A 26,893-nucleotide genomic window follows, 5' to 3' on the forward strand; every position below is an offset into this window, starting at 1 on the left:
ACAAGCACCTGATCGAGCTCGAGGCCCCGATCAAGAGCATCGGCGGCTTCGACGTCGCCGTGAAGCTCCACCCGGAGGTTCGCGCGACCTTCAAGCTTTGGGTCATCCGCGAAGAGAAGAAGTAATCTCCCTCTCCCCTTGCGGGAGAGGGTGGCCGAAGGCCGGGAGAGGGAGCTCGCGATGCTGCCGACTTTCGTCTTTTTGCCCGGTCGGGGTCTGGGTGGGGATGCCTCTCTCAAAATTCTGCCCGGTCGGGCTACTCAGTCCGAAAAATCCGCTTCGCCATAAAACTTAGTGGCTTCCTTCGTCAGCCCCTAAGTTTTTGGCTCCGTCGGATTTTTCGGCCTTCATACGCCCTCCCTCCTGCAGAGATATTTTGAGAGAGGCATCCCCACCCAGACCCCGACCTACCACTGTGCTACTACTATGCCGGCAAGCCTGTCATCCTGAGCGAAGCGAAGGATCTGCGACCTACCAAGGTTTTTATGGAAGACCCATTTTCTTCGCGTCCAATTAAGGGAATTCCAAGGATACGAAGGGGCTTTGGAGTCCATTAGCCTCTTGGCCAGTCGCAGATCCTTCCCCCCAGTCTCTCTCGGACCTGACGGCGTTCGACTGGGGCCCCCGCTCAGGATGACCTGGCATCAGCACAACGGTAGGTCGGGGAGCCCGGGGACTCCTCCGAACGGCTTTTGGGCCGTCGATCACCTTAAAGCATCCAATAGACATCGATGGACCAAGCTTTCCCCGGCCCGGCTTGAGGGCCGGGGAAAAAAGTGAGGAGGAGTCCCCGGGCTCCCCGACCGGGCAAGAAGATCCAAGTTAGCGCTAAAATCCACGCAGCCCGGACCATCACCTAAGCTATTTTATGCACAAACCAAGCTCCTGAGCCGGGCCCCCACAAGACCTCTTGCGACAAGGCCGCGACTTGTGTAGCGAGACCGGATGGCCGAGCGCTTCGCCAAAATCTCGGATTTCGAAGAGGCCCGCAAGCTTCCGCCCCAAGCTTTGGATGCCGAAGCTTCCCTCCTCGGCGCCTTGCTGATCGACCCCGAGGCCGTTCACAAGATCATCGACGTGCTCCGGCCCGAGGATTTCTATAAAGGCGCCCACCAAAAAATTTTCCGAGCCGTGATCGGCGTCTACGAGAAGGACGAGCCGCCCGACGTCATCACCCTGGGCAACGAGTTGAATCGCAACGAGGAGCTCGAGGCGATCGGCGGCTCCGGCTACCTGGCCCAGCTCGCCGCCTCGGTCGCGACCTCGGCATCGGTCGTGCACTACGCCAAGATCATCCGCGAGAAGGCCATGCTCCGCAGCCTGATCCGGGTGGCCACCGACATCGTCAATGAGGGTTACCGCGGCAACGACGACATCGGCGGCTTCCTCGACATGGCCGAGAAGAGCATCTTCCAGATCAGCGAGCGCAACATCCGCCAGTCCTTCACGCCGGTCCGCGAGGTCGTCAAGGACGCCTTCAAGGCCATCGAGCAGCTCTACGAGAACAAGAGCGCGGTCACCGGCCTGCCGACCGGCTTCAAGGAGCTGAACCGGATGACCGCCGGCCTCCAGCGCTCCGACTTGATCATCGTCGCCGGCCGGCCCTCGATGGGCAAGACCGCCTTCGCCCTCAACGTGGCGACCAATGCGGCGATGGAATCGAAGCGGGCCGCGGCTGTCTTTTCGCTCGAAATGTCCAAGGAGCAATTGGTCCAGAGAATGCTTTGCTCCGAGGCCAAGATCGACTCGTCGAAGCTGCGCTCCGGCTTCCTGCGGGAAAGCGATTGGCCCAAGCTGACCAAGGCTGCCAGCCGGCTCTCCGAGACCCTGCTCTTCATCGACGACACGCCGGCGCTCTCGGTGCTGGAGATGCGGGCCAAGGCCCGGCGCCTCAAGAAGGAGCACGATTTGGGGCTGATCGTCGTCGACTACCTCCAGCTCATGCGCAGCGAGGTCACCGAAAGCCGGGAGCGCGAGATCAGCGACATCAGCCGTTCGCTCAAGGCCCTGGCCAAGGAGCTCAACGTCCCGGTGGTGGCCTTGAGCCAGCTCAACCGCGGCGTCGAGTCGCGGACCGACAAGCGTCCGCTGCTCTCGGACCTTCGCGAGTCCGGCGCCATCGAGCAGGACGCCGACGTGATCATGTTCATCTATCGCGACGAGGTCTACAACCGCGACACGCCGGAAAAGGGCGTGGCCGAGATCATCATCGGCAAGCAGCGCAATGGGCCGGTCGACACCGCCAAGCTGAAGTTCTTCCACGAATACACCCGCTTCGAGGATTTGGAGCAGCACTACGGCGAGATGATGCCCGAGATGCACTCGCTGCCGGAATTCTAGGCCGTGCTTTTCTCCGACGTCACCGCCGTCATTCCGACCTACAATCGATTGGAAATGCTCGGCGAGGCCGTCGAGTCGGTTCGTCGCCAATCCCTGCCGCCGCGTCAGCTGATCGTCGTCGACGACGGCTCGACCGACGGGACCTGGGATTGGCTCCAATCCCAAAAAGGGCTGATCGCGCTGCGCCAGGACAATCGCGGTCCGGCGGCCGCCCGCAATCTCGGCGCGGCCGCGGCCGAGACCGAGTATCTGGCCTTCCTCGACTCCGACGATCTCTGGCTGCCGCCGAAGCTCGAAACCCAAACCGCCTTCCTCGAGGAAAATCCGGAGTGCCGCTTCTGTCAAACCGAGGAAATTTGGTATCGCAACGGCGCTCGGGTCAACCCGATGAAGAAACACGCCAAGCCCTCGGGTCAGGTTTTCGAGGCCTGCTTGAGCCGCTGCCTGATCTCGCCTTCGGGGGTGATGTTCCGCCGCGAATTTTTCGTGGAGCTGGGCGGCTTCGACGAGAGCTTCGAGGTTTGCGAGGACTACGAGCTTTGGTTGCGGGCCTCGCTGGCCAGTCCTTTCCGCACTTTGGAAGAGCCCTTGGTCCTCAAGCGGGGAGGGCATCTCGATCAACTTTCCCGCGCCCACTGGGGCATGGACCGCTTCCGGGTCGAAGCGCTGGAGAAATTGCTTCGGCAAGAAACCCTTGCCCCACATCAAAGGGCGAAGGTAATAGAAGAGCTGGCTCGGAAACTGGAGATCCTCTCCAATGGCTTTCAAAAGCGTCGGCCCGGTCAAATCGACCCCTATCGAGAGCGCCTTCGCTCCCTCGCCCTCGATTGATCCAGCATCTTGCCAAATTTCGGCGGCTTCTCTAATCTTAAGTCGATTTTTTGGGGAGCCTATGCCGTGAAAGCCGATCTCGAAATCGAAGCCCGCAAAGCCTTGCTTCGGGCGCCCAACGTCATGATCTGGATGACCAACGAGGAGCATCGTTGCGTCTACTGCAACGAAGCCATGCTCCAACATTTCGGTCATCAAGACTTGCTCGGCGATGCCTGGTTGGAGCTGATCCACCCCGAAGATCTCGAGCGGATGCGGGAGAACCAGAGGCAGCTCCTGGCCTCGCCGCTATTCGGTTTTTACCGCCAGGAATACCGCTCGAAGCGGCCGGACGGGAATTATGTCTCCATGCTCGACATCAGCTTCCCGCGCTTCGACGAAGGCGGCGCCTTCTTGGGCTATATCGGATCGGCGGTGGACATCACCCGGCAGAAGCTCCAAGAAGAAAGACACCGGCGGGAGCCGGTCGTGGAGCGGCAGGCGCTGGATATCAGCGACCGGGAGAAGCTTCGCCTCGGCAAAGGCCTGCGCGAAGACATCTGCCAAGGGCTCAACGGCCTGGCCCTCAAGGCGATGCTGTTGGAGCGGAAGCTCAAGGGGCGCCTCACTCCGGCGGCCGAGATCGCGTCGGAAATCCGATCCGATCTGCATCGGTTGGCCTTCCGCACCAAGGAGATATCCCAGTCCCTCTTCCCGGCCCTGGCGCTGGATGAAGATTTCGCCGTTGTCGTCCAGGATTTGGCCGAGCGAGCCCAGGCTCACTTCGGAGCCCGCGTTTCCTGCCATTTGGATTTGCGGGGGATGGCGACCAATTCCGAGCGAAACCTCCATCTCTACCGAATCATCGAGGAGGCCGTGACCAATGCCCTGCGCCACGGGCGAGCCCGTCATGTCGAGATTCACCTGGCCGCCAACGCCGAAGGCAAGGGGGCGCTGGAAATTCGGGATGACGGCCGCGGCTTCCCGGCGGCGGCCGAGTCCCCCGAGGGCTTGGGGCTGAAAGTCATGGAATATCGGGCCAAGCTGATCGGCGGCGAGCTGCACATCCAGGCCGGCCCCAAGGGAGGGACCTCGGTCCGATGTCTTTTCTGAAAGCCAAGCCCGGCGCCAAGCCGCGGCCCAAGAAGCGTAAAATCTTCCTGCTCGACGAACAGCCGATCGTGCTCCGCGGTCTCCATGATTTGGCCAAGTCGGTTGCCGATCTCCAGATCTGCGGCGAGGCCGAGGACCCCTCGGAAGCCTTGGAAGCGATCCACCGATTGAAGCCCGACTTGGTGATCCTCGACCTTCAGTTTCACGGCGGCAGCGCTTTTCCGCTGATCCGCGAAATCCGGAGCCGGCATCCCCAGCTGCCGATCCTGGTCTTCACCTCGGAACGCGACATCTTCTTCGCTCAGCGGGCCCTCGAGGCCGGCGCCGAGGGCTACGCGCTCAAGCAAGAACGACTGACTTCACTGTTGGAGGCGATAGGCTCGCTGCTGAAGGGCCGGATTTACATTAGTCCCCGGTTGGTCGAGGACCCCTCCTTGGGCCTGGTCTCGATCGGCGAGAAGAAGCGGTTGCGGGCCCTTCCCAAGATGAGCGACCGCGAGCTTCAGATCTTCCAACTGCTGGGGCAAGGCCTGAATACCCGCGAAATTGCGGCCAAGCTGGACCTGAGCGTGAAGACGGTCGAGACCTATCGGGCCCGGCTCAAAACCAAGCTTCGGCTGCGCGACGCCAACGAGCTGCTGCGCTCGGCCACCTTCTGGAGCTCGGGCCACCGCGGCTCCGAGCTCGCCGCCTCCCGTTTGTAGTGTTTAGACCTACAAAGTAATAACGCCTTCTTTAACGGCCAGCTTTGTCATCCTGAGCGAAGCGAAGGATCCGCTACCTGCCAAGACCCTTAAAAAGCCAACGTCTCTTCGTGTCCCGTCAAGGGATTCCGAGAATGCGAAGGAGCTCCGAAATCCTAGGCGCTGGATTGGTCACGGATCCTTCGCTTCGCTCAGGATGACAGCTCTTGTCAGAATCTTCCCGGCTTGTTCGGCTTTCGCAAGGCGCCCAAGCTTTCTCCTAAAAGGAGAATCGCCATGCACACATTCCATTGGAAATCGCTCCTGGTGGCGAGCTTGGGCAGCCTAACGCTGGCAGCCGGCAACGCCTTCGGCAGCGACACGCTTAATCTCTGTCTCACCAACCATCAGCCCCCGCCGGGAGTCCCCATCAACTTGCCGGAAGACGACTCGCCGAAAGCCGGGACACCCGGTTTTCCGGTTGATGCCTGGCAGTTCAATGGCCACGTCCAGACTTTCACCGGACATAACTACGGTTTTGGCTACCTTTTCTTATACTTGCCCTTCGACGTGCTGGTCATCACCGGGAACATCACCGACCTTGACGGCGGAACTTACCACAATCAAACTTGGGCGACCTTCGGCATCCCCTATGTCGCGACCGAGGACGGCTACCTCGATATTCGGCTCGCCGACACCCCAATTTCGCACAATGCTCCCACCGTCCAGGGCCGCGCCGGCGACTATCGGGTCACTCATCAGATCGACGACGTCAAGTTCGACCTGACCTTCTTGAACCTCAAGGATCCCGTCTATCACAACGGCGACAGTTTCATGTCCTACATCGATCCCGACACCGGCAACGACGTCGGCAGCAACTATTACTACAGCCGGACACGGAACGCGCTTGTCGGCAAGGTCACCGACGGTGGGAAAACTAAGGTGGTGTTCGGCGAGGGCTGGTCCGAGAGGCAGGCGGCGATTCACGAGCAGGGCGACGTCAAGATGTTCTGGTACGCCATCCGGCTCGACAATGGCGAGGAGCTGATGCTCTTCGACGTCACGATGCGCCAGACCGGTGCGCCGGTGATCAGGACCGGCACTCGTGCCTTCGCCCCGCCCTTCTGCGGCTACGAAGAGCTGACCGGCGAGGATTTCGAGATGACCACCGGCGGAAGCTGGGTCAGCCCGGAGACCGGCGTGGAGTATCCGACGGTCTTCTATGCCGATATTCCGTCGCGCGATATTCACCTAACTCTGACTCCGCTGTTGCCGAATCAAGAAGTGTTCAACACCTTGGGACTCTTTCATTCATTCTACAACGGAGCGGCAACGGTCGAAGGAACGGTCGATGGCCAGCCGGTCTCCGGAACCGCCGAAGTCCAAGATTGGATCGGTGGCCCCCCCAATCCGGTTTAGAGCGAGCACGGCTATAGGGCCGTTATGAGCGACCGCCCTCGAAAGGGGGCGGTCTTTTTATTTTCCGCTTTCTCAATCCCGGGCGCTGATGCAGGATCGAGCCGGTGAAAACTTCGAGATCCAAGTCGCCGGGCCTCCGGCCGCTTCATTTTAAAAAAAACGTCAACCGTTACGCCGAGGGCTCCTGCCTGGTCGAGATGGGCCACACCCGGGTGCTTTGCCTAGCCTCGGTGGCCGAGGATTTGCCGAAGTGGCGCAAGGAATCGGGCCTCGGCTGGGTCACCGCCGAGTACGCGATGCTGCCGCGGGCCACCCACACCCGCTCCGACCGCGAATCGGTCAAGGGCAAGGTCTCGGGCCGGACCCAGGAGATCAGCCGCTTGGTCGGCCGGGCCTTGCGGGCCGTCGTCGATTTCAAATTATTGGGACCCTACAGCATCACTTTGGATTGCGAAGTCCTCCAAGCCGACGGCGGGACCCGCTGCGCGGCGATCAACGGCGCGATGATCGCCTTGGCTCTGGCTTGCCGGCGCTTGATGAAGGAAAAGAAGATCGAGAAATGGCCGCTCAAGGACACGGTGGCGGCCGTGAGCGTCGGGCTCTTCCAGCGCAAGCTCTGCCTCGACCTCTGCTACGAAGAGGATTCGGCGGCCGACGTCGATATGAACGTCGTGATGACCGGCAAGGGCGAATTCGTCGAGCTTCAAGGCACCGCCGAGCACCGGCCCTTCAGCAAGGCCGAGGCCAAATCGCTCCTCGACTTGGCCGCGACCGGGCTGGTCAAGATCGCCAAGGCGCAGCGAGCGGCCCTCCAAGGGATTTGGCCGCGATGAGCGGGAAGCCGAAGCGCATCGTCCTGGCCACTCGCAATCTCGGCAAGCTCCGCGAGATTCAGGATATCCTCGCCGACTGGGCGGTGGAGTGGACGTCGCTGCGCGATTATCCCGAAGCGCCCGAAGCCCAAGAGGCCGCCGAGGATTACTTGAGCAATGCCCGCGAGAAGGCCCGGCTGGCGGCCGAATATTGCGGCGAATGGGCTTTGGCCGACGACAGCGGGTTGGAAGTCGAGGCCCTGGCTTGGAAGCCCGGCGTGCGCTCGGCCCGCTATGCCGGCGAGGGCGCCGGTGATGAGGAAAATTGGCGCAAGCTTTTGACCGAGCTGCGGGGAATTCCCCCGGAAAAGCGCCGGGCGGTCTTTCGCAGCGTGGTGGTGCTGCGCCATCGCGACGGCCGCGAAAGAATCGGACAGGGTGAGCTCTGGGGCCGCATCGCCGAAGCTCCGCAAGGTCATGGCGGCTTCGGCTACGATCCGGTTTTCATCCCCGAAGGTTTCCAGCAAAGCTTAGCCGAGCTTTCTCCGCCGGAAAAAAACTCTCTATCCCACCGTTTTCGAGCCTTGCAGGCTTTGAAGCAGCTCGGCCGGCCCTTCTGACAACCTTTCCTTTTCAAGCCCGATAATCCTGCTATACTTCCGATCCAAGAGGGGCTCAAATGTCGATTATCACTGAAGATTTCCTTGAAAATCCCTACACCCGGATGCTGAACGAGCTGTATCCCCGCGGGCTGGCCGAAGCGACGCTCGAGGGCGAAAATCCCTATCGCCAGATGCTTCGCGAAGCCTGCGCCATTCCCAATCCCTACAAGCCGGAGCCGGCTTGTCGGGAGCAAGCCGTGAAAGACGAATTCATTCCCAATCCCTATCGCCACGACGAGAAGAATATCGCGCCTCAAAGCAGCAACCGAGGCCGCCGGGTGAACGTCTTCCATATTCCCAACCCCTATCGTTGAGGTGGTCGGGCCAAGCACGCCGCAGGCGGATTGGCGGGCCCCTAAAATCCGAAGGATTTTTGGGCGGTCGATGGAGCCCGGATCGGCTGTTAAAGACTGCCCGGTGAAGGCGTGACCTGATCCTGGAAATCCAAGCGATTGTCGCCGCTATCGGCACCCGCGAGGCGGCTGAGGCTATGGCCGGCGGTGACGTCCGGAGCCGGAAGGCCTTCGCCCAAAGCCAGCCCGTTCACGGCCAGGGCCACCGCGCCTTCGCCGTAAGCCACCGTATCCAAGAGCTCGCCGTCGCGATTCAGCAATTGCAAGCCGTCGGGGCCGTTTTGAGGATCGAACTGGTCCAGGAAGTCGGCACCGGCGACGCCCGAGCTGGTGGTCGATCCGGTTTTCAAGTCGGCGATGAGAAAAATTCCGTCTTCGCCAAGGATTGAATTCGGCGGCAGCGTGATCCTTTCGGTCTCCTCGCCGTTGCTGCCGTTCAGGAAAAGCACTTGATAGAGGCTGATGTCGGCGCCGGCCGTTCCGTAAAGCTCGACGAAGGCTTCGCCGTCGGTCTCGCTGACCTTGCCGTCGTAAAGAAACTCCTGGATCACTAAGCTTTCGGGTGGGGGGCCGAAGATCGGCGGGGGCGGACTCGTCGGGCCGGCAGGGGATTCACCGAGCTGGGGCAGCTCGCCTTCGCCCACGATGTAACGGGCGATGAAGAGCTGGGGCGATTCTCCGGGCTTTTGGTTGAAAGGCAGGCCTTGCACCGAAAGGAGGGCCGGAGTGATGACCAGGTGGTAGATTCCGTCGGCCAGCTCGCCTTCGGGCAGGAGGCTCAACTCCTTTTCCTCGGAGTCGAGCAGGAATTGAGAAGGCACCGCGGCGAGCTCGCCCGATGCCAAATCGTCCATCAGGTCCCCGATATCGGAAAAAGTTTTTTCCTCGGCATTGAAGAGCAGGGCGACGGCGTCCTTTTCCAACGAGGCTAGGTCGAGACGCTCCGAGAAGCGCAGGACGAACTCGCTTTGCTTCTCGATCCGGCTGCCGTCGGCCGGGGCGACTTCGATGACGAAAGGCTGCTCCTCGATCAAGGAGGAGAACTCGCCCCAGCTCGGCTGGGCGCAGGCGGCCAGCTCAAGGCAGGCGGCGATCAGCGGCAGGAGACGAAGCTTGCTTGTTCGGCGGGTCCTGGGGCTTTTCATGGGTTTTCTCCGAGATAAGATGGAAGCTTTCGGGCGGCGGCAGGGGTAGGACGAAATCCTTGGCCAGCCGGCGGAAGGCTCCGCCGCTGAGGCTGTCCAAGCGGGCGGCCCGTTGCTGGGCTTGTAGCACCTCGGTCGGATCGAGCCGCAGGGACGGCTCGGCTTGGAAGCGCCAAAGCTGAGCTTTCAGCAGGAAGTAAGTGTCGCGGAGCTCCTCTTGCAGGCGGCCGCGGATCAAGGTGAGGTCGCGGGCCTCGCGGCTGATCTCGATCTCGTCGCGATTGAAGAGCAGCTCGTCCAAGGCCCAGACGGCCTTCACCTCGAACCCGCGGTCGTTGCCGAAATCCTGGTCGACCCGATTGGACTCGGGGCCGATGGTGATGCCCGAGGAGGTGACCGAAATGCTGTCCTGGATGATGGCGGTGTTGTTTTGCTGATCGCTCTGTTCGAAGCCGATCTGGAGGCGGGGCAGGGCGACGGCTCGCCGGGAATTACGCTGCCAGCGTTGGATCTTGTCGGGCTGGAGCCCGGCTCGGCCCAAGGCTGCCTGCTCCAAAAGCTCGAGCGCCGGAAGCCGCTCGGGCGGCGGGAACTCGCCGGCCGGCGCGCGAAGTGGAAAGAAGAGCAGCGGGAGGAGAAGGAGTGCGCTGAGGATCCAATGTTCCATGCCAGCGCATTGGAGCAACGCCCATGCCAGCTTCTTATACCCCCCTTTGAAAAAGGGGGGCAGGGGGGATTTAACGGCGCTCCTTGATTTAAACGGAGCCAGCATTTTTTTGCGGCGATTCTTAAATCCCCCCAACCCCCCTTTTTCAAAGGGGGGTGTCATTCAGAGGCGACCGAAAACGCGACGGCTCAGCGGAAAATCGCGAGGTAGAAAAGTCCGGCGGTGCAAAGGACGCCGATCATCCAGATCGTGCTTCGCAGGCTGGCCCAATCGGCAAGGTAGAGGCCGGTGTAAACCACCCGGGCGATGACGAAGAGAATGGCCAGCCGGGCGCTCCAGATCGGATCGGCGCCGGCGGCATGGGCGGTCAGGACCGCCGCCGCGAAAGGGGCGAAGGCTTCGAAGGCGTTTTGGTGGGCCGCGACCGCTCGCCGGCCCCAGCCGAGCAGAGCGGCTTGCTGATCGCGGGGATGGCGGTTGTCATAACCGCCCTTGGAGCGGCCCATCGCCACCGCCACCGGAATCTTGGTGAGATAGAGCAGGAGGAAAGCCAGAGCGACGCAGAGGAAGGGGATATTCATGATTCCTCCTCAAGGGTAGAGGGTTCGATAAGACCAATAATTTCGCAGCACCAACTTCGCGTAGAGGTTGGTCTCGGCGAAGGGGATTTCCTCGATGAACTCGTCGGTTTTCAGTTGGCCGAAGCTGGCCGACCATTCCTTGGCCCGGCCCGGCCCGGCATTGTAGGCCGAGAAAGCCAGCGGCCAGTTGCCGCCGTTGCGGTCGAGCATCGCCTTCAGCTCGGCGGTCCCGACCTGGATATTGTAGGCCGGATCGAAGAGATCGCCGGGCGGGATTCCCTCGGCCTTGGCCCGCATGGTGGCCGTCGCCGGCAGAAGCTGCATCAAGCCCCTCGCATTGGCCGAAGAGCTGATCCACGGCATGAAGGCGCTTTCCTGCCGCATCAGGGCCACGACCAGGGCCGGCGGCAGGCCTTCGTGCGAAGCCGATTTCTCCACCAAGCTGCGATAGGCGAAGGGATACATCATGTGGATGCGAAAGCTTTCGGCGCTGGCGCTGTCGGGGAAGGCGACTTTCATTTTATCCCAATACTTTTGGCCGAACTGAACCGGGATGAAATAGGCGTGGCTGCCCTTGGCCAGCTCCAGCAGGCGGCCGCGGCCCTGAGGATCGCCTTCGCTCTTTTCGATCGCCGCGTCGAGCTCGGCCTGGGCGAAGCGGCCCAGCCCGGCTTCGGACAGGGCCACCGCCTTGTGGAAATGAAGCTCGGCCGCGGTTTTGGTCGAGCTCGCCGCCGGCGCCGCGGTCTTCCGCCAATCGGCCGGGACCTGGGGCGTCTTGCTCAAGTCCTCGGAATTTTGCAGCCGCTTCAAGGCCATGAAGCCGTAATAGCTGAAGGGCGCGACCTGGCCCGCCGTCTTCCAGTAAGCTTCGGCCTCGCTTTTCTTGCCATCGCGCTCGGCGATCCGGCCCAGCCAGTAGAGCGCCTTGCCGCGAGTCGCGCCGTCGGAGGCGCCTTGCTGCATGGCCTCGAGCCAGCGCTTGGCCGTGGCCCCATCGTCTTTCCGATAGGCCGTCCAAGCCGCGGCCCAGAGTCCTTTGTCGCGAAAGCTTCCCTGCGGATAGGCTTGGGCCAGCCGATCGAAGAAGCCGGCGGCCTCGCTGAAGCGGCCGGCTTGGTGCTGAACCATCCCCGCTCGGTAGAGCGCTTCCTCGCCCTCGGCGGTGCCGGGGTAGAGCCGTTGGACCTTTTCGAACTCGGCGATCGAGCCGGCCTCGTTGCCGCTGCGCAACAAGGCCAGGCCGCGGTGAAGCAGGGCGCTCCGGGCCAAGTCGGGCGGAACGCCGGCGCCGGGCTGAAGATAAGGCAGCGAGGCGCCGTAGCGGCGGAGCGCGTAGAGGCTTTCACCCTTTTTCACCCGGGCGACGCTCGATTCTCCGCCGGCCGCGTCGTAGGCGGCCAGAGCTTGGGTATAGGATTTGGCTTCGAAGAGGCGGTCGGCGCGGCGCAATTGCTCGGCGGCCGTGAGCGCCGGCGCCGGCAAGGCCAATTTTCCCCGCTCCTCGGCGAGACGGTCGGCGGCGGCCGAGGCCGGATATTCGACTTCCAGCTCGCGAAAACGTACCAGGGCCGCCGCTTGGTTGCCGGCGGCGGCCTCGGTCAGGCCGAGCTGGAGCAGGGCTTCGCCCTTCCAGGCCTCGGGCAGCGTAGGCAGGAGCTCTTCGAGCCGGCGCTTGGCTTCGGGGATTTCGCCGCGCTCGCGCAAGCCCCGGGCGATTTGGATTTTGGCCGGATCGACCCACAGGCTTCCGGGCTCCTGTTTGACCAATTCCTCGAGCGCTTTGAGCCCGCCGGCGGTGTCACCCAGCTCCAAGCGGCTTCGGCCCAAGGCCCAGAGGTAATAATCGTGGAGAGCGTGGCCGGCCGCCGACTTAGCCTTGGCCAGCGCGGCATTGGCCGCGGCGTAGTCCCGCCGCGAAAAGGCCTCGTAGCCCTGTTGAAAGGCCGAATCCAGCGACCAAAGTGAAGGGGACGGCAGGCAGAGGAAAAGGGCGAGCGTCAGTCGCCGCAAAAAGGAAATCATCATGGAGAAAGGTTTAGTTTCTTCCGGCGGGAAGGCCAACAGATTTTTCGCTTCAGTCGGAATAGGCTTGAACCATCGTGACCAGCTCTTTGGCGTTGCAGGCCTTGCTCAAGTAGCCCTTGGCGCCCAGCGAGAGGCTTTCCTCGGCGATCTCCTCGTCGGAGAGCGCGGTCAGGACCACGATGGGAGTGGCGGCCAGCTCCTTGTGCTTTTTGAGCTCACGCATGAAGCCGAAGCCGCTCATGCCCGGAAGCATGAGGTCTAATAGAATCAAATGAGGCTTGCTGGCGATGGCGGTTTCGAGACCCTCTTGCGGCGAGGCGGCGACATGGCACTCGAAGTGATTGGCTTCAAGGGTCTCTTTAAGGAGCGTTAAGATATCGGGATCGTCATCGATCACGAGCACACGCTTCACTTTTGGGATCATTCGGGTTCCCCCTCAGGTTTTTCCCTTAACCGAAGACCGGGGGCTGCCTTAGCAAAGAACCGGCCATGAGTACAATCGAGAAATTGGGGATCCTTTTCTCAAATTTCTATTTTAGTCTAAATTTTAGGGCTAAGTTAAGATCTTATCCGCAATTATGCTCGCCGAAAGCCACATTTTGACTTGGGGCTTGTTGATTTTCGCCTTTTCCCTTTTGATCTTGGGCTATTGGCTGGGTTTGGGGCGGGGACGAACGGGGTCGAAACCCAAGGGAACGGCGATTCAGCCGGGTCCGGGCCGCTTGCCCCAGGGGAGCCTGGACCGGGTCCTGAACACCATCGCCGACCCCATCTTCGTGAAGGACCGGGAGCACCGCTGGGTTCTGCTCAACGATGCCTGCTGCCAATTCATCGGCCATCGCCGCGAAGAGCTCCTCGGGCATTCCGATTACGAGTTTTTCCCGAAAGAAGAGGCCGACGTCTTTTGGCAGAAAGACGAGGAGGTCTTTTCGACCGGTCAAGTCAACCTCAACGAGGAATCTTTCACCGACCGCGCCGGTCAGAAGCACATCATCGTCACCCGCAAATCGCTTTACATCGACGAGCAGCGTCGGCCTTTCATCGTCGGGACCATTCGCGACGTCTCGGCCCGGCGCTTGGCCGAGGAAGAATTGCGCAAGGCTCGGGACCAGCTCGAGCTTCGGGTCGCGCAGCGCACCGCCGAGCTTTCGCGAATCAACGAAGAGCTGGTCAAGGAGATCCAGGAGCGCTCCCGGGCCGAGGAGGAGCTGAAGCGGAGCGAGAAGCAATACCGCGACTTGGTCGAGACCTCGCACGATTTGATCTGGTCGGTCGATGCCGAGGGCCGTTGGACCTTCCTCAACCGCGAAGCCGCCCGCCGGATTTACGGTTACGAGCCCGAGGAGATGCTGGGCCGGGCCTTTACCGAATTCGAAAAGCCGGCCCAAGCGCTCAAGGATATGGAGGTCTTCCAGCGGGTCAAGTCCGGCCAGCCCTTGTTTCATTACGAAACCGAGCATTTGAAAAAGAACGGGACGCCGATCTACTTGAGCTTCAACGCGCTGGTGGCTCGCGATGCCCAGGGGAAGGTGGTCGGCACCACCGGCACCGCCAGCGACGTCACCGCCCGGCGCTTGGCCGAGGAAAAGCTGCGGGAGAGCGAGGAGCGGATCCGCACCATCATCGACCATGCCATGGACGCGATCGTGGTCCTCGACGCCAACGGCCGGATCACCTATTGGAATCCCCAGGCCGAGCGCTGTTTCGGCTGGAGCTCGCTGGAGGCGATGGGCCGCCAGGCCGCCGAGCTGATCATGCCGCCGGAGCACCGCGAAATCTACGAGCGGCTGATGCAACGCTTCCTCAAGACCGGCCACGAAGCGATGATGAACCGCCGGGTCGAAACCACCGCCCGGCACAGCGACGGCCACGAGTTTCCGGTGGAGATCTCGGTTTCGCCGCTCAAGTGGGGCGGCGACCACGTCTTCAGCGCCTTCGTCCGTGACATCACCGAGTCGAAGCGGGCCGAGGAGGCGATCCGCCAAAAAAGCGAGGACCTGGCTCGCTCCAATAAGGAGCTTCAGGACTTCGCCTACGTGGCTTCCCACGACCTCCAAGAGCCCCTGCACAAGATCATCGCCTTCGGCGACCGCCTCCGCCTCAATACGGCCGGCTCGCTGAGCGAGAAGGCCGCTGACAGCCTTGAGCGGATCCAGCGGGCCGCGCTCCGGATGCGGCAGCTCATCGACGACTTGCTGCTTTACGCCCGGGTCACCACCCGGGCCCGGCCCTACGAGGAGGTTGACTTGGCGGCGGTGATGCGGGAGGTCCTTTCGGTGCTGGAATGGCGGATCGCCGAGTCCAAGGCTCGGATCGAAATCGGGGAGCTGCCGGTCATCGAGGCCGACCGCAGCCAAATGCTTCAACTTTTTCAGAATTTGACCAGCAATGCCTTGAAGTTCGCCAAGCCCGGCGAGCCGCCGGAGGTGAATATCCACGGCCGAACCGGAGGCGACGGCCAGGCCGAGATTTGGATCGAGGACCGGGGCATCGGCTTCGAGGAAAAATTCGCCGATGTGATCTTTAAACCCTTCCAACGTCTCCATGGTCGTAATGAATATGAGGGGACCGGGATGGGTCTGGCGATCTGTCAAAAGATCGTCGCCCGTCATAGCGGCTCGATCGAAGTCAGCAGCCGGCCCGGCGAGAAGACCGTGTTCAAAGTCAAGCTGCCGGTGCACCCGCCGCGGGCTCAGGCGGCCTGAGAAGTGAGTGGTTCATGAGTGAGGAAAACGGAGTCAAAAAGGTCGTCTTGATCGCCGAGGACGACGACGACCATTTCCTGCTGACCAAGGATGCTTTTCTCGAGGTCGGCTCGGGCGCCGAGCTCTATTGGGTGAAAGACGGGGTGGAGCTCCTCGACTACCTCCTGGGCCGCGGAGCCTACACCGAGCCGGGGAATTCGCCGCGTCCTTGGCTGATCCTGCTCGACTTGAACATGCCGCGAAAGGACGGCCGCCAGGCCTTGCAGGAGATCAAGGCCAACCCGGCCCTCCAGCCGATTCCGCTGGTGGTATTGACCACCTCGCGCAACGAGGAGGACGTCCAGCTCGTCTACAGCCTGGGCGGCAGCTTTATCCGCAAGCCGGTTCGGCTCGAGCAGATCGTCGAGGTGATCCGCTCGCTGAGCCGCTACTGGCTGGACACGGTGGAGCAGCCTTCGCTTATTTCCAAGGAATGTATATCTCTTCGGAGGAACCCTTAGGCTTCGGAGTCTTGGGGCCATTGGAGGCCTTGGGACGGGGGTTGCCCGAGGGACGAGGGTTCGCGCGGCCTTCTTTCTCGAGGTTCACCGCGACCTTGTCCTGGGAGCCGTCGATGGTGACGGCCTGGATCTTGTAGCCTTCGCGGCGCACCACCAGCTCGACCTTGGAGCCTTTCTCCAGCTGAAGCAGGACCGGGCTCTTCCCCAAATCCTTGTCGTCTTGGAAGATCTTGGCGTCGGACGGCTCGACCGAGAGCAGGACCGGGATTTTTTCCGGGGCCGGCGTCGCGTCGGGCTTGATCGGAGCCACCTCGGGCGTCGGGACCGGCGGCGGGGTCACCTCAGGGCTTGGCGCCGCCCCCTTGGTCTTCGAATCGTCCTTGCCGTTGCTGAGCAAGAAATAGGTCGCGGCTCCTAGCGCCCCGGCAGCAACCACGCTTCCGCCGATGGCCAGCTTGGGGAAGGGCTTTTTGCGCGGGATATACATGGTCGGGTCATGGCGCGAGCCGGTGGGCAGCACCTGGCCATTGGCTCCGCCCGGGAAGGGCGCCGCGTTGGCGAAGGGGCTCGAGGTGGCCTTCCGGACCACGATGTCGTTCAGGGCTTGCGGCGCCATGTTTCTCTGCAGCAAGTCGATGTCGGCGATGACCTCATCCATCGACTGGTAGCGATGATCCGGCTCCTTTTGGAGGCACTTGAGGATGATCGCTTCGAGGCCTTCCGGAATTTTCTCCGGGTTAGCGGCCATTTGTCGCGGTGGAATGGGCGCGTTGTTCAGATGCAAGGTGTAGATTTCGGGAATGGTCTTGGCATGGTGCCAGAGCATCTTGGCGGTGACCGCCTCATAGAGCACGGCTCCAAAGGAGTAAATGTCGCTGCGATGGTCGATCGGATCGCCTTTCACTTGTTCCGGCGACATATACATCGGGGTTCCGAAGGCAACCCCCTCTTGGGTGAGACGCGCATTGCCGGCGGCGGTTTGGACCTTGGCAATGCCGAAATCGAGGATCTTGACGAAGTCCTTCTCGTTTCCGCGCTTGACGAGGTAAATATTCTCGGGCTTGAGATCGCGATGGACGACGCCGGCTTCATGAGCCGCCTGCAGGCCCTCGGCGATTTGACGGAAGATCGGAAGGAAACGTTCCAGCGGCTCGGTCTTCCCAAGGTCCACATCGATCAAGCTGCTGAGCTCCTTGCCCTTGAGAAATTCCATCACCAAATAATAGGCGCCGTTATCCAATTGGCCGAAATCCAGCACATCGATGATGTGGGGGTTGTCGATTTTTTGAACGATCTTGGCCTCGGTCAGGAAGCGGTGGACGACCTCGGGATTTTCCACCGACTCCTTCTTTAAGAGCTTGATGGCCACCGGCCGCTCGATCGCCGGCATCTCGCCCCGATAAACCATGCCCATGCCGCCTTCGGCGAGCATGGCGTCGATCCGATAGCGACCGCCGATGACGGTCCCGACATAGGCGTCCCTGACCTCGACCGTCGAGCCCGCGGGGGTGGAGTTGGACTCCGGCGGCAAGGAGTAATGTTCGACGACGTCGGCCGGATCGAGGGTCTCGGGCCGAGGTTCTTTGGAGTAACCGCTTTGCCGGACCCGGGCCGGGACGCCGCCGTCGGACAAGCGATCGGAACCGAAAGTCCCGGTTTTCTTACCGCCGCCACCATTGCCGTTGCCGTTCATCGCCATCGCCCAAACTTGGCCAAGCGGGGGCTCGGCCGGAGCGAAGGAGCCGGGCAGGCCGCCGGCCAGCGCCAGAGCTGGCTTGGGCCGAAACAGCTCGGGCCAACGCGGAGTGTTGCTGAGCTGGCGCGAGCGGAGCTGCAGCTCGGCCTGAGTCTGATGAAAGCCTTCGCCAAGGACGCCGCGGCCCAACCGCGCGCCGACCGTTAAAGCGGCCAGCGAGGCCAGCGATTCGAAGAAAAGATTTTGGCCTTCGACATGGGGCCGCAGGCCGACCTTTTCTTCCAGGCGATGAGCGGCCATCAGGCCGGTCAAGGCCGTGGCCTGGGGAAGAACGGTCTGCGAAATCCGGTTGAGCGGGGCGTAAGGCGTGCTGGCCATGTGCTTGCCCAAACCCTGGCCGGCGGTGCCGGCGAATTTGAAGACGCCGACCGTGAGGGCGCCACGGGCGAAATCGTCGGTCCAGGGGCCCGGCGTTTGGGGCGCGAGGGCCCGGCCGAGGACGGTGAAGGCCGAAACTTCGGCGAGGTAGCCGGTCGAAGCGGCGCCGGCCCGGGCCATCCAGGCCGAGCCGAGCAAGCCGCCGGAGCCGCGGGCGGCCGGAGCCAAGAGGCGGCCCAAAGCCGCCGAGCCGGCGACTTGGCCGAGGAAGGTGGCGCCGAGCATCGGCGCGATCAGCTGGTAGCTGGTGGAATCTTCTTGGAAGCGCGAAAAAAGAAACTCGGCTCGCTGGCCGAAGCTGCCGCCGGCGCCGGTCATGGCGCCGAGCTCGGCCGCCGCCTTTTGGCGCTGCTCGGCCGGGACTTCGGATTCAGCCAAACGACTATAAATGAAGGCCGCTCCTTCGAGCTTCTTCTTTCCCTTAAGCTGGCCGGCGAAATGCACCAATCCGGCGGCGAGCAGCTCTTCATCCTTCTCCTTGGATAAGGAGTCGAGCTCCCGGTTCGACGAAGCCGTGGCCTGCTCCGGGTTGGCGGTGAAAAACCGCTGAGCGTCCACCAGGACTTGTCGGGCGGGTGAAACCGGTTGCGGAGGCGTATTCTCGGCCGCCGCGGCCGGGGCCTTCAATGCGAGAAGCGAATCCATTCGATCAGAAACCTTCGAGAGCAAAAATGTCGGGGCAGAGAGGGGCGAAGAATTTCACCCCATATAAAGGAAATATGTGCCCCAGTATCTAATGCCTTATCGTCGGGCATTAGGGAAGGTTGTTTGTGATCGAGGCTCCTGATTTCACCCCGGTTTTTCGTGACAGAAGCCCGGACAGCCAAGCAGCCGAAATTTCAGGCATATTTTCACCCGCTCCCCCGGCTTTCGGATAATTATTCAGTATATTCAAGTGCTTATGACAAATGGCCGGTCCATGAGGTTCAATGCAGGGTGGAATGGGCTTCGACCGGGTTGCGCCGGCTTTTTTTTGGTTTTTCCTCCCTTTTGAGCTCGGCGCCGGGTTGGACTTCGACCTTGACGAACTTCTTCCGCCCGAAATCGAAGATGCCGCAGCTGAAGGTCACCGGCTTGAACTCGCCCTCCTCGTTCTTGAAGCGGGTCAGGCCTTTCACGTCGTAGTAGCTGCGAGCGGCCTTCCGGAGGACAGGCAAGAACTGATTTTCATAGTCGGCCTCGGAGCAGAGCTGCTTGAGGCTCATCCGCCGCAGCGCTTCCAGCGATTTTCCGGTCATCCGCTCGGCTTGAAGGTTGGCGGTGACGCAACGATTCAGGCTTTCGTTGAAGAGGAAGATGGCGTTGAGACAACGGTCGAATAAATTCCGAAAGAGATCGAAGGTCGTCATCGCCCGGGGCGAGGCAAAACGTAGGTCGTGAGCCAAATGGCTCTTGAGGATGGTGTGGAAGCGGGCCTGGCCGATCGGGCCGTCGTGGTATTCGTCGATCACTTGGCCGTGGATGAGGGCTTCGCTGTCTTTCACCCGGTTTTGGGGATCGAAGAGCAGAATTTTGCCGCGGAAGCCGGCGATCAGCCAATTCAAGACGTGCTCTTCGAGGTCGTCGCCCTTATCCTTGATGAAGTAAATCACCAAGTCGGGCCGATTTTGATGCATGATCTCACCGGCTCTCTCCAAGCGTTTGACATGAAGGACTTCGTGCATCGACAAGGGCGGTTGAAGGACCGGCGGCGATTCGGCAATGCACAGTATTCGGCGATTGGATTTCCATTCCATAGGACGATCCGTCTCCTTTGCGTCAGAAGAGCCTTGTCGAGAAGTGGGGGGTTCGCCTAGAATTCTAAATCTGAGCGTAAGGAAGATCAACACAGTATCGGCGGCAAGGGCTACCCGGACGGGACGTGGCGGGTCGGTCAAGGGCTTCGAGCGCATGGCCCGAGTCCTCACCCACCGGGACACCAAGGTCGCCGTGTCATTGGGCAGCGGCGGCATCCGCATGTTCGCCCATATCTCGGTCCTGCGATTTCTCGAAAAGCTGGGGGCTTACAAGCATATCGACGAGCTTTGGGGGGCCAGCGGCGGCGCGGTCGTCAGCCTCCTCTACTCGATGGGGCTGGATGCGGCCGCCCTCCAGCAAGTGACCGACCATTATTTCGGAAACGGCAAAAGCACGATTCGCTTGGCCCCGACCGGGGTCAATATCGCCATGCAAATGATCCGGGAAGCGGTCTTTCCGAAAGGCAACGGCAAACCCTTCAGCGGATTCCACAACATTCATCGAGAGCTTCAAAGCCTGATTCAGGAAGCCTCGAGGTTGCAGAAGGGCAAGCTGCCTTGCTATTTGCTGGCTTATAACCTGGAGACCAATCGGACCGATGTCCTGACGCCCCATGAGATTCCCGAAGGGCTTTATTCCGATTTCATCTATCGCACCGATCCGCTGGAGGCGATCATCGCCTCGAGCTCGGTGCCGGTCCTCTTCGTTCCTAAAACCATCGAGGACACCAACGGCCGTCGGATTTACAGCGACGGCGGCATTGGCGAGGAGGTCCCGACCCTCTCGATCTATAAAAAATGGGTCCTTGACCGCGAGGCCGGCCTGGAGAAGCGCAAGCGGCTCTTGGTGATCGCGGTCGATCTGGGCTCGGAGCTTTCGGCGATGGGGATTTTCGAGAACTGGCTGCTGAAACGGGTGCCGACCTTGCGGATGACGGCCCGCTTGACCGACTTGGTTCGCAAGGCTCGGATCGCCGAACAGAAACGGGTGCTGCTCCAGGATCCCAATGTCGAGCTCTGGGAGATCAACTTCAACCTTCCCCAGGTCGGCCTCTTGGACACCCACGACATTCCCAAGGTGATGGAGATCGCCGAAGCGGCGCTGCCCGAGCACATGAGTCGGATCAACGATTCGCTGCTGGGGTAAGGCGACCCCAAGGGTCGCCCCTACCGATCCAGGAAAGAAAAGTACTCCTCTTCCAAGTCGTCGAAGTCCATCTTGCTCCCGCAGGCCGGGCATTTCTGGCTCGGCGCTTGGCTCGGGGCGCCCGATTTGAAGTCGGCCGATTGCAGCAGGGCGGTCCGTTCCTTCTGGCACTTGGGGCAGTAATAGGGAGCCATGAAGGAGACGATCTTGCCGGGGCCGGTGAAGTTGGCGACGTAATTGGCTTGCTCGACGATCCGCGGGGCGCAGCGCAGCAGCTGAAGGTCGGCTTGCTTAAGAAATTCCTGCACCGCCCGGACCCATTCCCGCACTCCGCAGCTATTGATGAAGCTGACCCCCTCGAGGTCGATCGAAACCTTGGGCTTCAAGCCGGCGAAAGCGGCCTTGAAATCGGCGTCCTCGTCGATGACCCCCTTCACCGTGAGGAAGCTCAAGTTCAATTCGTCGCGCCGTTCAATGTTCAGTTTTTGGCTCATGGTTAGACTCCTGGAAATAATGGAAAGAGTGCCCCATCTTGGCCGCTTCGCCCAGCGATTTTGCCCGGTGAAAGATCGCGATCGCCTCGGTTTGACGGCCCGGCGAAACGTTGAAAATCAGGCGCCCACAGGCCTTGAGGCTTAAGAGAAGCCCCAGGCCGGCGCCGCGGCCCGGCTCCTCGACGACCGATTTTTCGAGAGCGGCGCGGCGAATGGCGGTGAAAAGGGTGGCTCGGTCGAGGTCGCCGCGCGGATCGCTGGCCGAGATCGCGAGGCTGTCGGGGCCGATCCCATAGGCCAATTCGACCGCCGGCCCGGCGTTCATGATCAGCTCGTGGAGCGCTTGCTCGACCTTGTCGACGATACGGCCGGCGACGCCCTGTTCGAGGAAGAAGGCCTTGACCCGGTCGACCGCCGGATAGCGCGATTCGCCGCCTTTCAGCTCGATCTTTTCCCGGACCGGAATGCCGTAGAGCTCGAGGCCGAAAATTTTGCCCGACTGGAGCTTGCCGACCGTGATCTTAAGATCTTCGCGGTCGAGCGGCGAGCCGGCCATGAAATGAAGCGGGTAATCTCGGTCCGCCGCCGCGACGATGGCTTCGAGCAGTGAGTCCTCGGCCGCCAGGATGGCGACCGACTTCTCGACGAGCCATTTCTCGGCCGCGGCCCGATCGGGAACCGTCTCGAAGGAGCAACCCAGCTCCTGAAGCAGTGGGGCGCCGCTTCGGGCCAAGGCCTCTCCCACCACTAGGACGTCGACGGTTTGGCGCGCTTGAAAAGCCATAGCTTGGAATGTTCCGCGGAGCAGGGTAAGATCCATGTTAGTCAATCCACGGGAATGAGCAAGGGGTTAGGATTGCAAAAATTCAATCTTCTCCAGAAGATCGGCGAAGGCAGCTTCGGCGAGGTGTGGAAGGCCGCCCCAGCCGACGGCGAGGAAGTCGCCTTAAAGTACCTCCGGCTCGACCGGAATTCGCCCGGTTTTGCGGCGGCGGTCCTCCTTTTCAAGCGTGAATTCGAGCTGCTCTGCGAGCTGAAGCACGCCCATCTGGCCCGGGTCCTCGATTTCGGCTTCGACGAAAGCCGCTCCCAATATTATTTTGCCTCGGAATATTGCGAAGGCCTTCCGATTTCCGAGGCCAGCCGCGGCCGGCCGCTGAGCTGGTTCGAGGACGCCTTGGTCCAAATCCTTTCGGCTCTCGATTGCATTCATTCCCAAGGCGTGGTCCACCTCGACCTCAAGCCGGAGAACATCCTGGTCCAATGCCGTGAAGGGAAGCCTTTCGCCAAGATCATCGACTTCGGCGTCGCGACCCGGCTGCAGCAGGGCTCGAGCCAAGGCATCGGCGGCTCGCCGGCTTACATGGCGCCGGAGCTTTTCTCGGCCGAGCCGCGGATCGATCCGCGGATGGATCTCTATTCGCTGGGCATGCTCTGCCTCGAGACTCTCGGCGGCGGCTTGCCCTTCGATCAGCGGCAGCAGCGCGAGGCGCTCGATTGGCACCGCCGGGGTTCGGTGCCGGAGAAGCTTTGGGCCGCGGCCGCCTTGCCGGCCTATCAGCGGGAGCTGATCTCGAATCTATTGGCCAAGAGCCCCTCCGACCGTTTTTCCAGCGCCCGGGCCGTGCTCAATTTCATGAACCTGGCCACCGGCGGGCGTTACCGCGACGTCGAGGCCGAGTTTCATAAAAATCTTCCCAAGGAAGGCCCGCTGGTCGGGCGGAGCGAATTGCTCCGCGAGCTCCGCGAAACCCTGAGCCGGATCTTCGCGCCCGATTCGCCGGCTCGCTCCGAGCTGCGCTTCTTCTGCGGCGAGCGCGGCATCGGCAAGAGCCGCTTGCTCCAGGAAATCCGGCAAATGGCCGCGCTCCAAGAGGTGCCGGTCTTTAGCTTGACCTGCGATTGGGAGATTTCCTCCTGGCCGAAGCTGGCCGAAGCCATCGGGTTGCCGGCCTTGGCCCAGGACAACCTGAATGAGGACTGGCAGCGGCGCCGCAAGGTCGACTGCCTTCGCGAGGCCGCAGCGGCCCGGCCCTTTTGCCTGCTGATCGACGATTTTCACAAGGCCGATCCCGAGTTCCGCCAGACCATCGAGGCGATGGCGGTTCGCGATCCGGCGCTGCCCGCATCCGGCCATTGCTTCATCGCGGTCGCCACCAAGGACGAGCTGGAGCAAGGGACTCGTTTGAAGCGCCTCGACCGCGAGGCGGTGCGCGAATACGCCGAGAAGCTGCTGGGCAAGACCGAGCGCAGCGCCGGTTTGGCCGGCCGGCTCGGCGAATATTCCGGCGGCTTACCCCTGTTGATGACCGAGGGCTTGCGCTACTTGGCGGACCACGCCGGGTCCGATGCCGCCGGCGAAACGGCTTGGCCGCCGGAGCTCGCCGGCATTTACCGCGAGCGGCTGGCGGCCTTGGCGCCGGAAGAGCGCGAGATCCTCAACACCGTGGCCCTAGTCTTCCAGCCGGTGGCCGAGGCGGAGTTGGCGGCGATGCTGGGCTTAAGTCCCGAAACCCTCCACCAGCGAGCCAAGGAGATGCTGCGGGGCGAGCTGCTCGAGCAGGTCGCCGAAGCCGGCAAGGACCGGCTCTCTTATCGGATGGCGAGCCAAGCCCTGGGTCTCGAGTTGATCGCGATGCTCGATCCCGAGGCCAGGTCCGGATTCCACCGGCGCATCGCTCGGGGCATGATGAGCCGGGCTTCGGCTTCGAACGAGGAGCTGGGCTATCATTTGGCCAAGGCCGGGATGGAGGAGGAAGCGGCCCGGCGCTATCGCGAGGCCGGCGAGAAGTTCCTGGGCCGGGGCGAGATTGCCAGCGCCAGCCGCTGTCTCAGCAAGGCTCAGCGGCTTTTGGCCGAAGGTGGCGAGGCTTGGCTCGAGCTCTGCCTCGAGTCGGCCCGGCTCGCCACCCTGACCGGCCAATTTCGGCTGGCCGAAGAGCAGCTCGCGAAGCTCGAGCCTTACGGCTCCTGGAAAGTTTGCGAGCAGCGGGGCTGGCTCCATTTCAAGCGCCGCGACTTCTCGGCCGCCCAAGCGCACTACAGCGAGGCGCTGGCGAGCTTGCCCGAGGGAAAGCTCCAGGAACGGATCTCGATCGAAAACGCGCTGGCCAACACCGACCTGCAATGCGGCCGCTACGAGGAAGCCGCCGAGCGGTTTCGCCGGACCCTGGTCTTGGAGGATTCGCTCCCGCCCGAAGACCGGAAGTTCAGCAACAACGGCCTCGGCCTGGCCCTGGTGCTGAAAGGCGAAGCCGCCGAAGCGCTGGCCTTCTACGAAACCCGGGCTCGGCAATATTTCGGCCGGCTCAAGCCGGAGGACGAGATCGCGCTCCTTAACGCCAAGGCCTATGTCAATCTCCAAGCCGGCCGTTACGAGGAGGCCATCTCGACCTTGAAGCGGGCGATGGCGCTGGCCGAGCAGACCGGCGCCATGCACGCCTTGACTTCGATCATGGGCAACTTGATCACCGCCTTGCTCAAGGAAAGCCGCTATGCCGAGAGCTTGCCGCTGCTCCAGAAGATCCTGGCCTTTCAACAGCGGATGGGGAGCGCCCGCGACGTGGCCTACAGCTTCGTCCGCCAAGGCAGCATCTACCTGACCTTGGGCATGGGTGAGTCGGCGCGGAGCTGTTTCGACAGCGGCCGGCATTTCCTCGCTCAGACTCAGGATCCGGGACTTGCGGTTTGGTATTCCTTGATGGACGGCTACTGGGAAAGGGAGCACGGCGACCCGGTCAAGGCCGAGGAGCTTTTCCGGCGGACCGCCGAGGAAGCCAGGGCGATCGGCAGCGCCGAGATCGTCTCCTGGGCCGATTACGCCCGGGCCGATCTGGCCTATGACCGGATGGATTTCGCCGCCTGTCAGCGCCTGCTCGGCGAGCTGCGGCCGCCCGGTCAGGACAAGGAGTTTTCGGCCCGGCTCCATCTCCTGCAGGCCAAGCTGGCCGCGGCGCGGAGCGGCGCCGACGGCGAAAGCCTTTTCGCCGGCGTGGAGAGCGAGTGCCGCGACGGCCACTTCCGGGAAATACTCTGCGAGCTTTATCACAATTGGGCCTTGGCCCGAAGCCGGCGCCAGGGGACGGAGGCGGCCTTGCCCTTGCTGCAGCAAGGCGTCCAAATCGTCGAGTCGATCGTCGGTTCGCTGCCCGAGGAGTACCGGCGTCGCTACCTCAGCCAATGGCGCCGCAAGAAGCTTTATGAAGATTTGGCGGCCTTCCAATCTTCGCCCAAAGGACTTGGTTCGAAGCTACGGGGATTTTTGGGCCGGCTGTCGGGGCGGGCCTGAAGGCCGCGGGGCTAAAGCCCCTTGCTACGGGATGGGATCTTGTAGCCAGGGGCTTTAGCCCCGCTCTTCCGGCATGATGCGCAAACAGGTCAGGTCATCCGGAAAATTCCGGCCGCCATGGGCCGCGGTCAGGCTGTCGAGCAGCGAACGCTTCCAGTCCTTGGCGGCGTGGGCCCGCGTCAGCGCGAGGTGCAAATTTTTCGCGCCATAATCCCGGCTGCCGGCCGGGAACTCGTAACAACCGTCGGTAAAGAAATAAACCGCGTCGCCCGGATCCAGGACCAGCTCGCCGGTCGAGATCGCCGCGGCCTCGGCCGAGGCCGAGCTGCGCGAAAGTGAGGGGCTGGGCCGAATCATCAGCACCTTGGAGCTGAAGTCCCGCTTCACCTGGAGCGGCGAGGGCGCTCCGCCGCGGGCGGCCTGCAAGAGCCTTTGGCCCAAATGGTAGCGGGCGATCTGGATGGCGACGTCGTAGTCGAGCTGCCGCGAGGCGTAGCGCTTTTGCAATTCTTGGAGAAGCTCGGGCAGGGCCGGCGCTTGGCTTCCGCGCTCGACCAGCTCGGAGACGATTTCCTTCAACAGATAAGTGACTTGGGCCGAGGCGGTCCCGTGGCTGGTGACGTCGGCGACGTAGACGTAGACCCAGTCGTCGCGGCGCAGGATATCGCAGAAATCGCCGGAGAGCTCCTCGCTCGGGTGGTAGAGGAAGTCGAAGCCGGCTCCATCGAAGCGCTGGCCGGCCGCCGGCAGCAGAGCGATCTGGATGGCACGGGCGGCGGCCAATTCGCGTTGGAGGCGAAGCTGCCCACGGCGCAAGGAGATGAGGTTGTGGACCCGGGCCAGCAGCTCGGCCTCGGAGAAGGGCTTGGTCAGGTAATCGTCGGCGCCTCGGCCCAGGCCCTCGAGCCGCGATTCGCTCAGGGTCCGGGCGGTCAGCAGGACGAAGGGCGTGTTTTTCAACTCCGGGCTCTCCCGGACCCGCCGGCAAAATTCCATCCCGTCCATCTTCGGCATCGAGACGTCGGAGAGGATCAAGTCGGGCCGCCATTTTTCGACCAAGGCCAGGCCTTCCTCGCCGTTGGCGCCGACGAAGACGTTGTGCTGGTCGCGCAGCAGGTCGCGGAGAAAATAGCGAAGGTCGGGGTTGTCTTCGGCGCAGACGACGGTGGGCAGGCTGGGATCGCGGTTGAGCTCGACCTCGGCATTGAGCTCGGCACATGAAATGCTCTCCTCCCTCTCCCCTTGCGGGAGAGGGGTAGGGGAGAGGGGCGCCCCA

23 protein-coding genes are annotated in these 26,893 nt (G+C 62.2%); 13 read left to right on the top strand and 10 right to left on the bottom strand.

Annotation, left to right across the window (positions count from 1 at the left end):
• Positions 1-11 precede the first annotated feature (11 nt).
• The 9 genes from VJR29_07175 to VJR29_07215 all read left to right on the top strand — a co-directional run bounded on the left by VJR29_07175 (position 12) and on the right by VJR29_07215 (position 8,153).
• The gene (locus tag VJR29_07175) at positions 12-125 is read left to right on the top strand and encodes a 50S ribosomal L9 C-terminal domain-containing protein (GenBank protein HKY63184.1); all 114 of its coding nucleotides are present in this window, start codon (positions 12-14) and stop codon (positions 123-125) included.
• 820 nt (positions 126-945) lie between these two features.
• Positions 946-2,340, top strand: coding sequence for a replicative DNA helicase (dnaB, locus tag VJR29_07180; GenBank protein HKY63185.1), 1,395 nt, complete (start codon positions 946-948; stop codon positions 2,338-2,340).
• 3 nt (positions 2,341-2,343) lie between these two features.
• A complete protein-coding gene (locus tag VJR29_07185; protein ID HKY63186.1) occupies positions 2,344-3,171 on the top strand; it encodes a glycosyltransferase family A protein in 828 nt (275 codons plus the stop codon).
• Between the two features lie 66 nt (positions 3,172-3,237).
• Complete coding sequence (locus VJR29_07190; protein HKY63187.1) at positions 3,238-4,263, top strand: PAS domain S-box protein; 1,026 nt, start codon at positions 3,238-3,240, stop codon at positions 4,261-4,263.
• A complete protein-coding gene (locus tag VJR29_07195; GenBank protein ID HKY63188.1) occupies positions 4,251-4,967 on the top strand; it encodes a response regulator transcription factor in 717 nt (238 codons plus the stop codon). Before VJR29_07190 ends, VJR29_07195 begins: the two co-directional genes overlap by 13 nt.
• Positions 4,968-5,243: 276 nt before the next feature.
• A complete protein-coding gene (locus tag VJR29_07200; GenBank protein HKY63189.1) occupies positions 5,244-6,365 on the top strand; it encodes a lipocalin family protein in 1,122 nt (373 codons plus the stop codon).
• Positions 6,366-6,469: 104 nt separating this feature from the next.
• A complete protein-coding gene (rph, locus tag VJR29_07205; GenBank protein HKY63190.1) occupies positions 6,470-7,198 on the top strand; it encodes a ribonuclease PH in 729 nt (242 codons plus the stop codon).
• Positions 7,195-7,797, top strand: a complete 603-nt coding sequence (rdgB, locus tag VJR29_07210) for an RdgB/HAM1 family non-canonical purine NTP pyrophosphatase (GenBank protein HKY63191.1) — start codon at positions 7,195-7,197, stop codon at positions 7,795-7,797. The genes rph and rdgB overlap by 4 nt, the downstream gene beginning before the upstream one ends.
• Before the next feature lie 59 nt (positions 7,798-7,856).
• Positions 7,857-8,153 carry a hypothetical protein gene (locus tag VJR29_07215; GenBank protein ID HKY63192.1) on the top strand — a complete coding sequence of 99 codons (297 nt, stop codon included), beginning with the start codon at positions 7,857-7,859 and terminating at the stop codon, positions 8,151-8,153.
• A gap of 89 nt (positions 8,154-8,242) precedes the next feature.
• Here VJR29_07215 and VJR29_07220 read toward each other — a convergent pair whose 3' ends face one another.
• From VJR29_07220 to VJR29_07240, 5 genes are all read right to left on the bottom strand, one after another.
• Complete coding sequence (locus VJR29_07220; GenBank protein ID HKY63193.1) at positions 8,243-9,337, bottom strand: lamin tail domain-containing protein; 1,095 nt, start codon at positions 9,335-9,337, stop codon at positions 8,243-8,245.
• Positions 9,270-10,004 (bottom strand): hypothetical protein, encoded by a 735-nt coding sequence (locus VJR29_07225; protein ID HKY63194.1) that lies wholly within the window; start codon positions 10,002-10,004, stop codon positions 9,270-9,272. The genes VJR29_07220 and VJR29_07225 overlap by 68 nt, the downstream gene beginning before the upstream one ends.
• 188 nt (positions 10,005-10,192) lie before the next feature.
• The gene (locus tag VJR29_07230; GenBank protein HKY63195.1) at positions 10,193-10,585 is read right to left on the bottom strand and encodes an MAPEG family protein; all 393 of its coding nucleotides are present in this window, start codon (positions 10,583-10,585) and stop codon (positions 10,193-10,195) included.
• Positions 10,586-10,594: 9 nt separating this feature from the next.
• Positions 10,595-12,613, bottom strand: coding sequence for a transglycosylase SLT domain-containing protein (locus VJR29_07235; GenBank protein ID HKY63196.1), 2,019 nt, complete (start codon positions 12,611-12,613; stop codon positions 10,595-10,597).
• A 49-nt stretch (positions 12,614-12,662) separates the two neighbouring features.
• On the bottom strand, positions 12,663-13,025 hold the full coding sequence (locus VJR29_07240; protein HKY63197.1) for a response regulator: 363 nt from the start codon (positions 13,023-13,025) through the stop codon (positions 12,663-12,665).
• A gap of 166 nt (positions 13,026-13,191) precedes the next feature.
• On the opposite strand from VJR29_07240, the gene VJR29_07245 reads away from it, so the two are divergent.
• Both VJR29_07245 and VJR29_07250 read left to right on the top strand, forming a co-directional pair.
• Positions 13,192-15,318, top strand: a complete 2,127-nt coding sequence (locus tag VJR29_07245) for a PAS domain S-box protein (protein ID HKY63198.1) — start codon at positions 13,192-13,194, stop codon at positions 15,316-15,318.
• A gap of 14 nt (positions 15,319-15,332) precedes the next feature.
• Positions 15,333-15,818 carry a response regulator gene (locus tag VJR29_07250; GenBank protein ID HKY63199.1) on the top strand — a complete coding sequence of 162 codons (486 nt, stop codon included), beginning with the start codon at positions 15,333-15,335 and terminating at the stop codon, positions 15,816-15,818.
• Here VJR29_07250 and VJR29_07255 read toward each other — a convergent pair.
• Together VJR29_07255 and VJR29_07260 are read right to left on the bottom strand one after the other, a co-directional pair.
• Complete coding sequence (locus tag VJR29_07255; GenBank protein HKY63200.1) at positions 15,778-18,597, bottom strand: serine/threonine-protein kinase; 2,820 nt, start codon at positions 18,595-18,597, stop codon at positions 15,778-15,780. The two genes, VJR29_07250 and VJR29_07255, sit on opposite strands and share 41 nt — an antisense overlap.
• 281 nt (positions 18,598-18,878) lie before the next feature.
• Positions 18,879-19,688 carry a PAS domain-containing protein gene (locus tag VJR29_07260; protein HKY63201.1) on the bottom strand — a complete coding sequence of 270 codons (810 nt, stop codon included), beginning with the start codon at positions 19,686-19,688 and terminating at the stop codon, positions 18,879-18,881.
• Between the two features lie 154 nt (positions 19,689-19,842).
• Here VJR29_07260 and VJR29_07265 point away from each other — a divergent pair, with 154 nt between their 5' ends.
• Complete coding sequence (locus VJR29_07265; protein ID HKY63202.1) at positions 19,843-20,835, top strand: patatin-like phospholipase family protein; 993 nt, start codon at positions 19,843-19,845, stop codon at positions 20,833-20,835.
• A gap of 20 nt (positions 20,836-20,855) precedes the next feature.
• Here the strand turns inward: VJR29_07265 and VJR29_07270 are convergent, their stop codons facing one another.
• Together VJR29_07270 and VJR29_07275 are read right to left on the bottom strand one after the other, a co-directional pair.
• Complete coding sequence (locus VJR29_07270) at positions 20,856-21,329, bottom strand: hypothetical protein (protein ID HKY63203.1); 474 nt, start codon at positions 21,327-21,329, stop codon at positions 20,856-20,858.
• The gene (locus VJR29_07275) at positions 21,307-22,113 is read right to left on the bottom strand and encodes a hypothetical protein (GenBank protein HKY63204.1); all 807 of its coding nucleotides are present in this window, start codon (positions 22,111-22,113) and stop codon (positions 21,307-21,309) included. The genes VJR29_07270 and VJR29_07275 overlap by 23 nt, the downstream gene beginning before the upstream one ends.
• Before the next feature lie 72 nt (positions 22,114-22,185).
• Here VJR29_07275 and VJR29_07280 point away from each other — a divergent pair, with 72 nt between their 5' ends.
• Positions 22,186-25,617 (top strand): protein kinase, encoded by a 3,432-nt coding sequence (locus VJR29_07280; protein HKY63205.1) that lies wholly within the window; start codon positions 22,186-22,188, stop codon positions 25,615-25,617.
• Between the two features lie 54 nt (positions 25,618-25,671).
• On the opposite strand, the gene VJR29_07285 is transcribed toward VJR29_07280, so the two are convergent.
• A partial coding sequence (locus tag VJR29_07285; protein ID HKY63206.1) for a response regulator occupies positions 25,672-26,893 on the bottom strand: 1,222 nt, incomplete at its 5' end.

Source organism: bacterium, assembly GCA_035281585.1.
GTDB lineage: Bacteria > UBA10199 > UBA10199 > DSSB01 > DSSB01 > DATEDP01.

Coding starts and splice junctions, on each gene's coding strand:
- dnaB (HKY63185.1), top strand. CDS start 946: ATGGCCGAGCGCTTCGCCAAAATCTCGGATTTCGAAGAGGCCCGCAAG.
- VJR29_07195 (HKY63188.1), top strand. CDS start 4,251: ATGTCTTTTCTGAAAGCCAAGCCCGGCGCCAAGCCGCGGCCCAAGAAG.
- VJR29_07200 (HKY63189.1), top strand. CDS start 5,244: ATGCACACATTCCATTGGAAATCGCTCCTGGTGGCGAGCTTGGGCAGC.
- rdgB (HKY63191.1), top strand. CDS start 7,195: ATGAGCGGGAAGCCGAAGCGCATCGTCCTGGCCACTCGCAATCTCGGC.
- VJR29_07215 (HKY63192.1), top strand. CDS start 7,857: ATGTCGATTATCACTGAAGATTTCCTTGAAAATCCCTACACCCGGATG.
- VJR29_07220 (HKY63193.1), bottom strand. CDS start 9,337: ATGAAAAGCCCCAGGACCCGCCGAACAAGCAAGCTTCGTCTCCTGCCG.
- VJR29_07225 (HKY63194.1), bottom strand. CDS start 10,004: ATGGAACATTGGATCCTCAGCGCACTCCTTCTCCTCCCGCTGCTCTTC.
- VJR29_07230 (HKY63195.1), bottom strand. CDS start 10,585: ATGAATATCCCCTTCCTCTGCGTCGCTCTGGCTTTCCTCCTGCTCTAT.
- VJR29_07235 (HKY63196.1), bottom strand. CDS start 12,613: ATGATGATTTCCTTTTTGCGGCGACTGACGCTCGCCCTTTTCCTCTGC.
- VJR29_07245 (HKY63198.1), top strand. CDS start 13,192: ATGCTCGCCGAAAGCCACATTTTGACTTGGGGCTTGTTGATTTTCGCC.
- VJR29_07250 (HKY63199.1), top strand. CDS start 15,333: ATGAGTGAGGAAAACGGAGTCAAAAAGGTCGTCTTGATCGCCGAGGAC.
- VJR29_07255 (HKY63200.1), bottom strand. CDS start 18,597: ATGGATTCGCTTCTCGCATTGAAGGCCCCGGCCGCGGCGGCCGAGAAT.
- VJR29_07260 (HKY63201.1), bottom strand. CDS start 19,688: ATGGAATGGAAATCCAATCGCCGAATACTGTGCATTGCCGAATCGCCG.
- VJR29_07265 (HKY63202.1), top strand. CDS start 19,843: ATGGCCCGAGTCCTCACCCACCGGGACACCAAGGTCGCCGTGTCATTG.
- VJR29_07270 (HKY63203.1), bottom strand. CDS start 21,329: ATGAGCCAAAAACTGAACATTGAACGGCGCGACGAATTGAACTTGAGC.
- VJR29_07275 (HKY63204.1), bottom strand. CDS start 22,113: ATGGCTTTTCAAGCGCGCCAAACCGTCGACGTCCTAGTGGTGGGAGAG.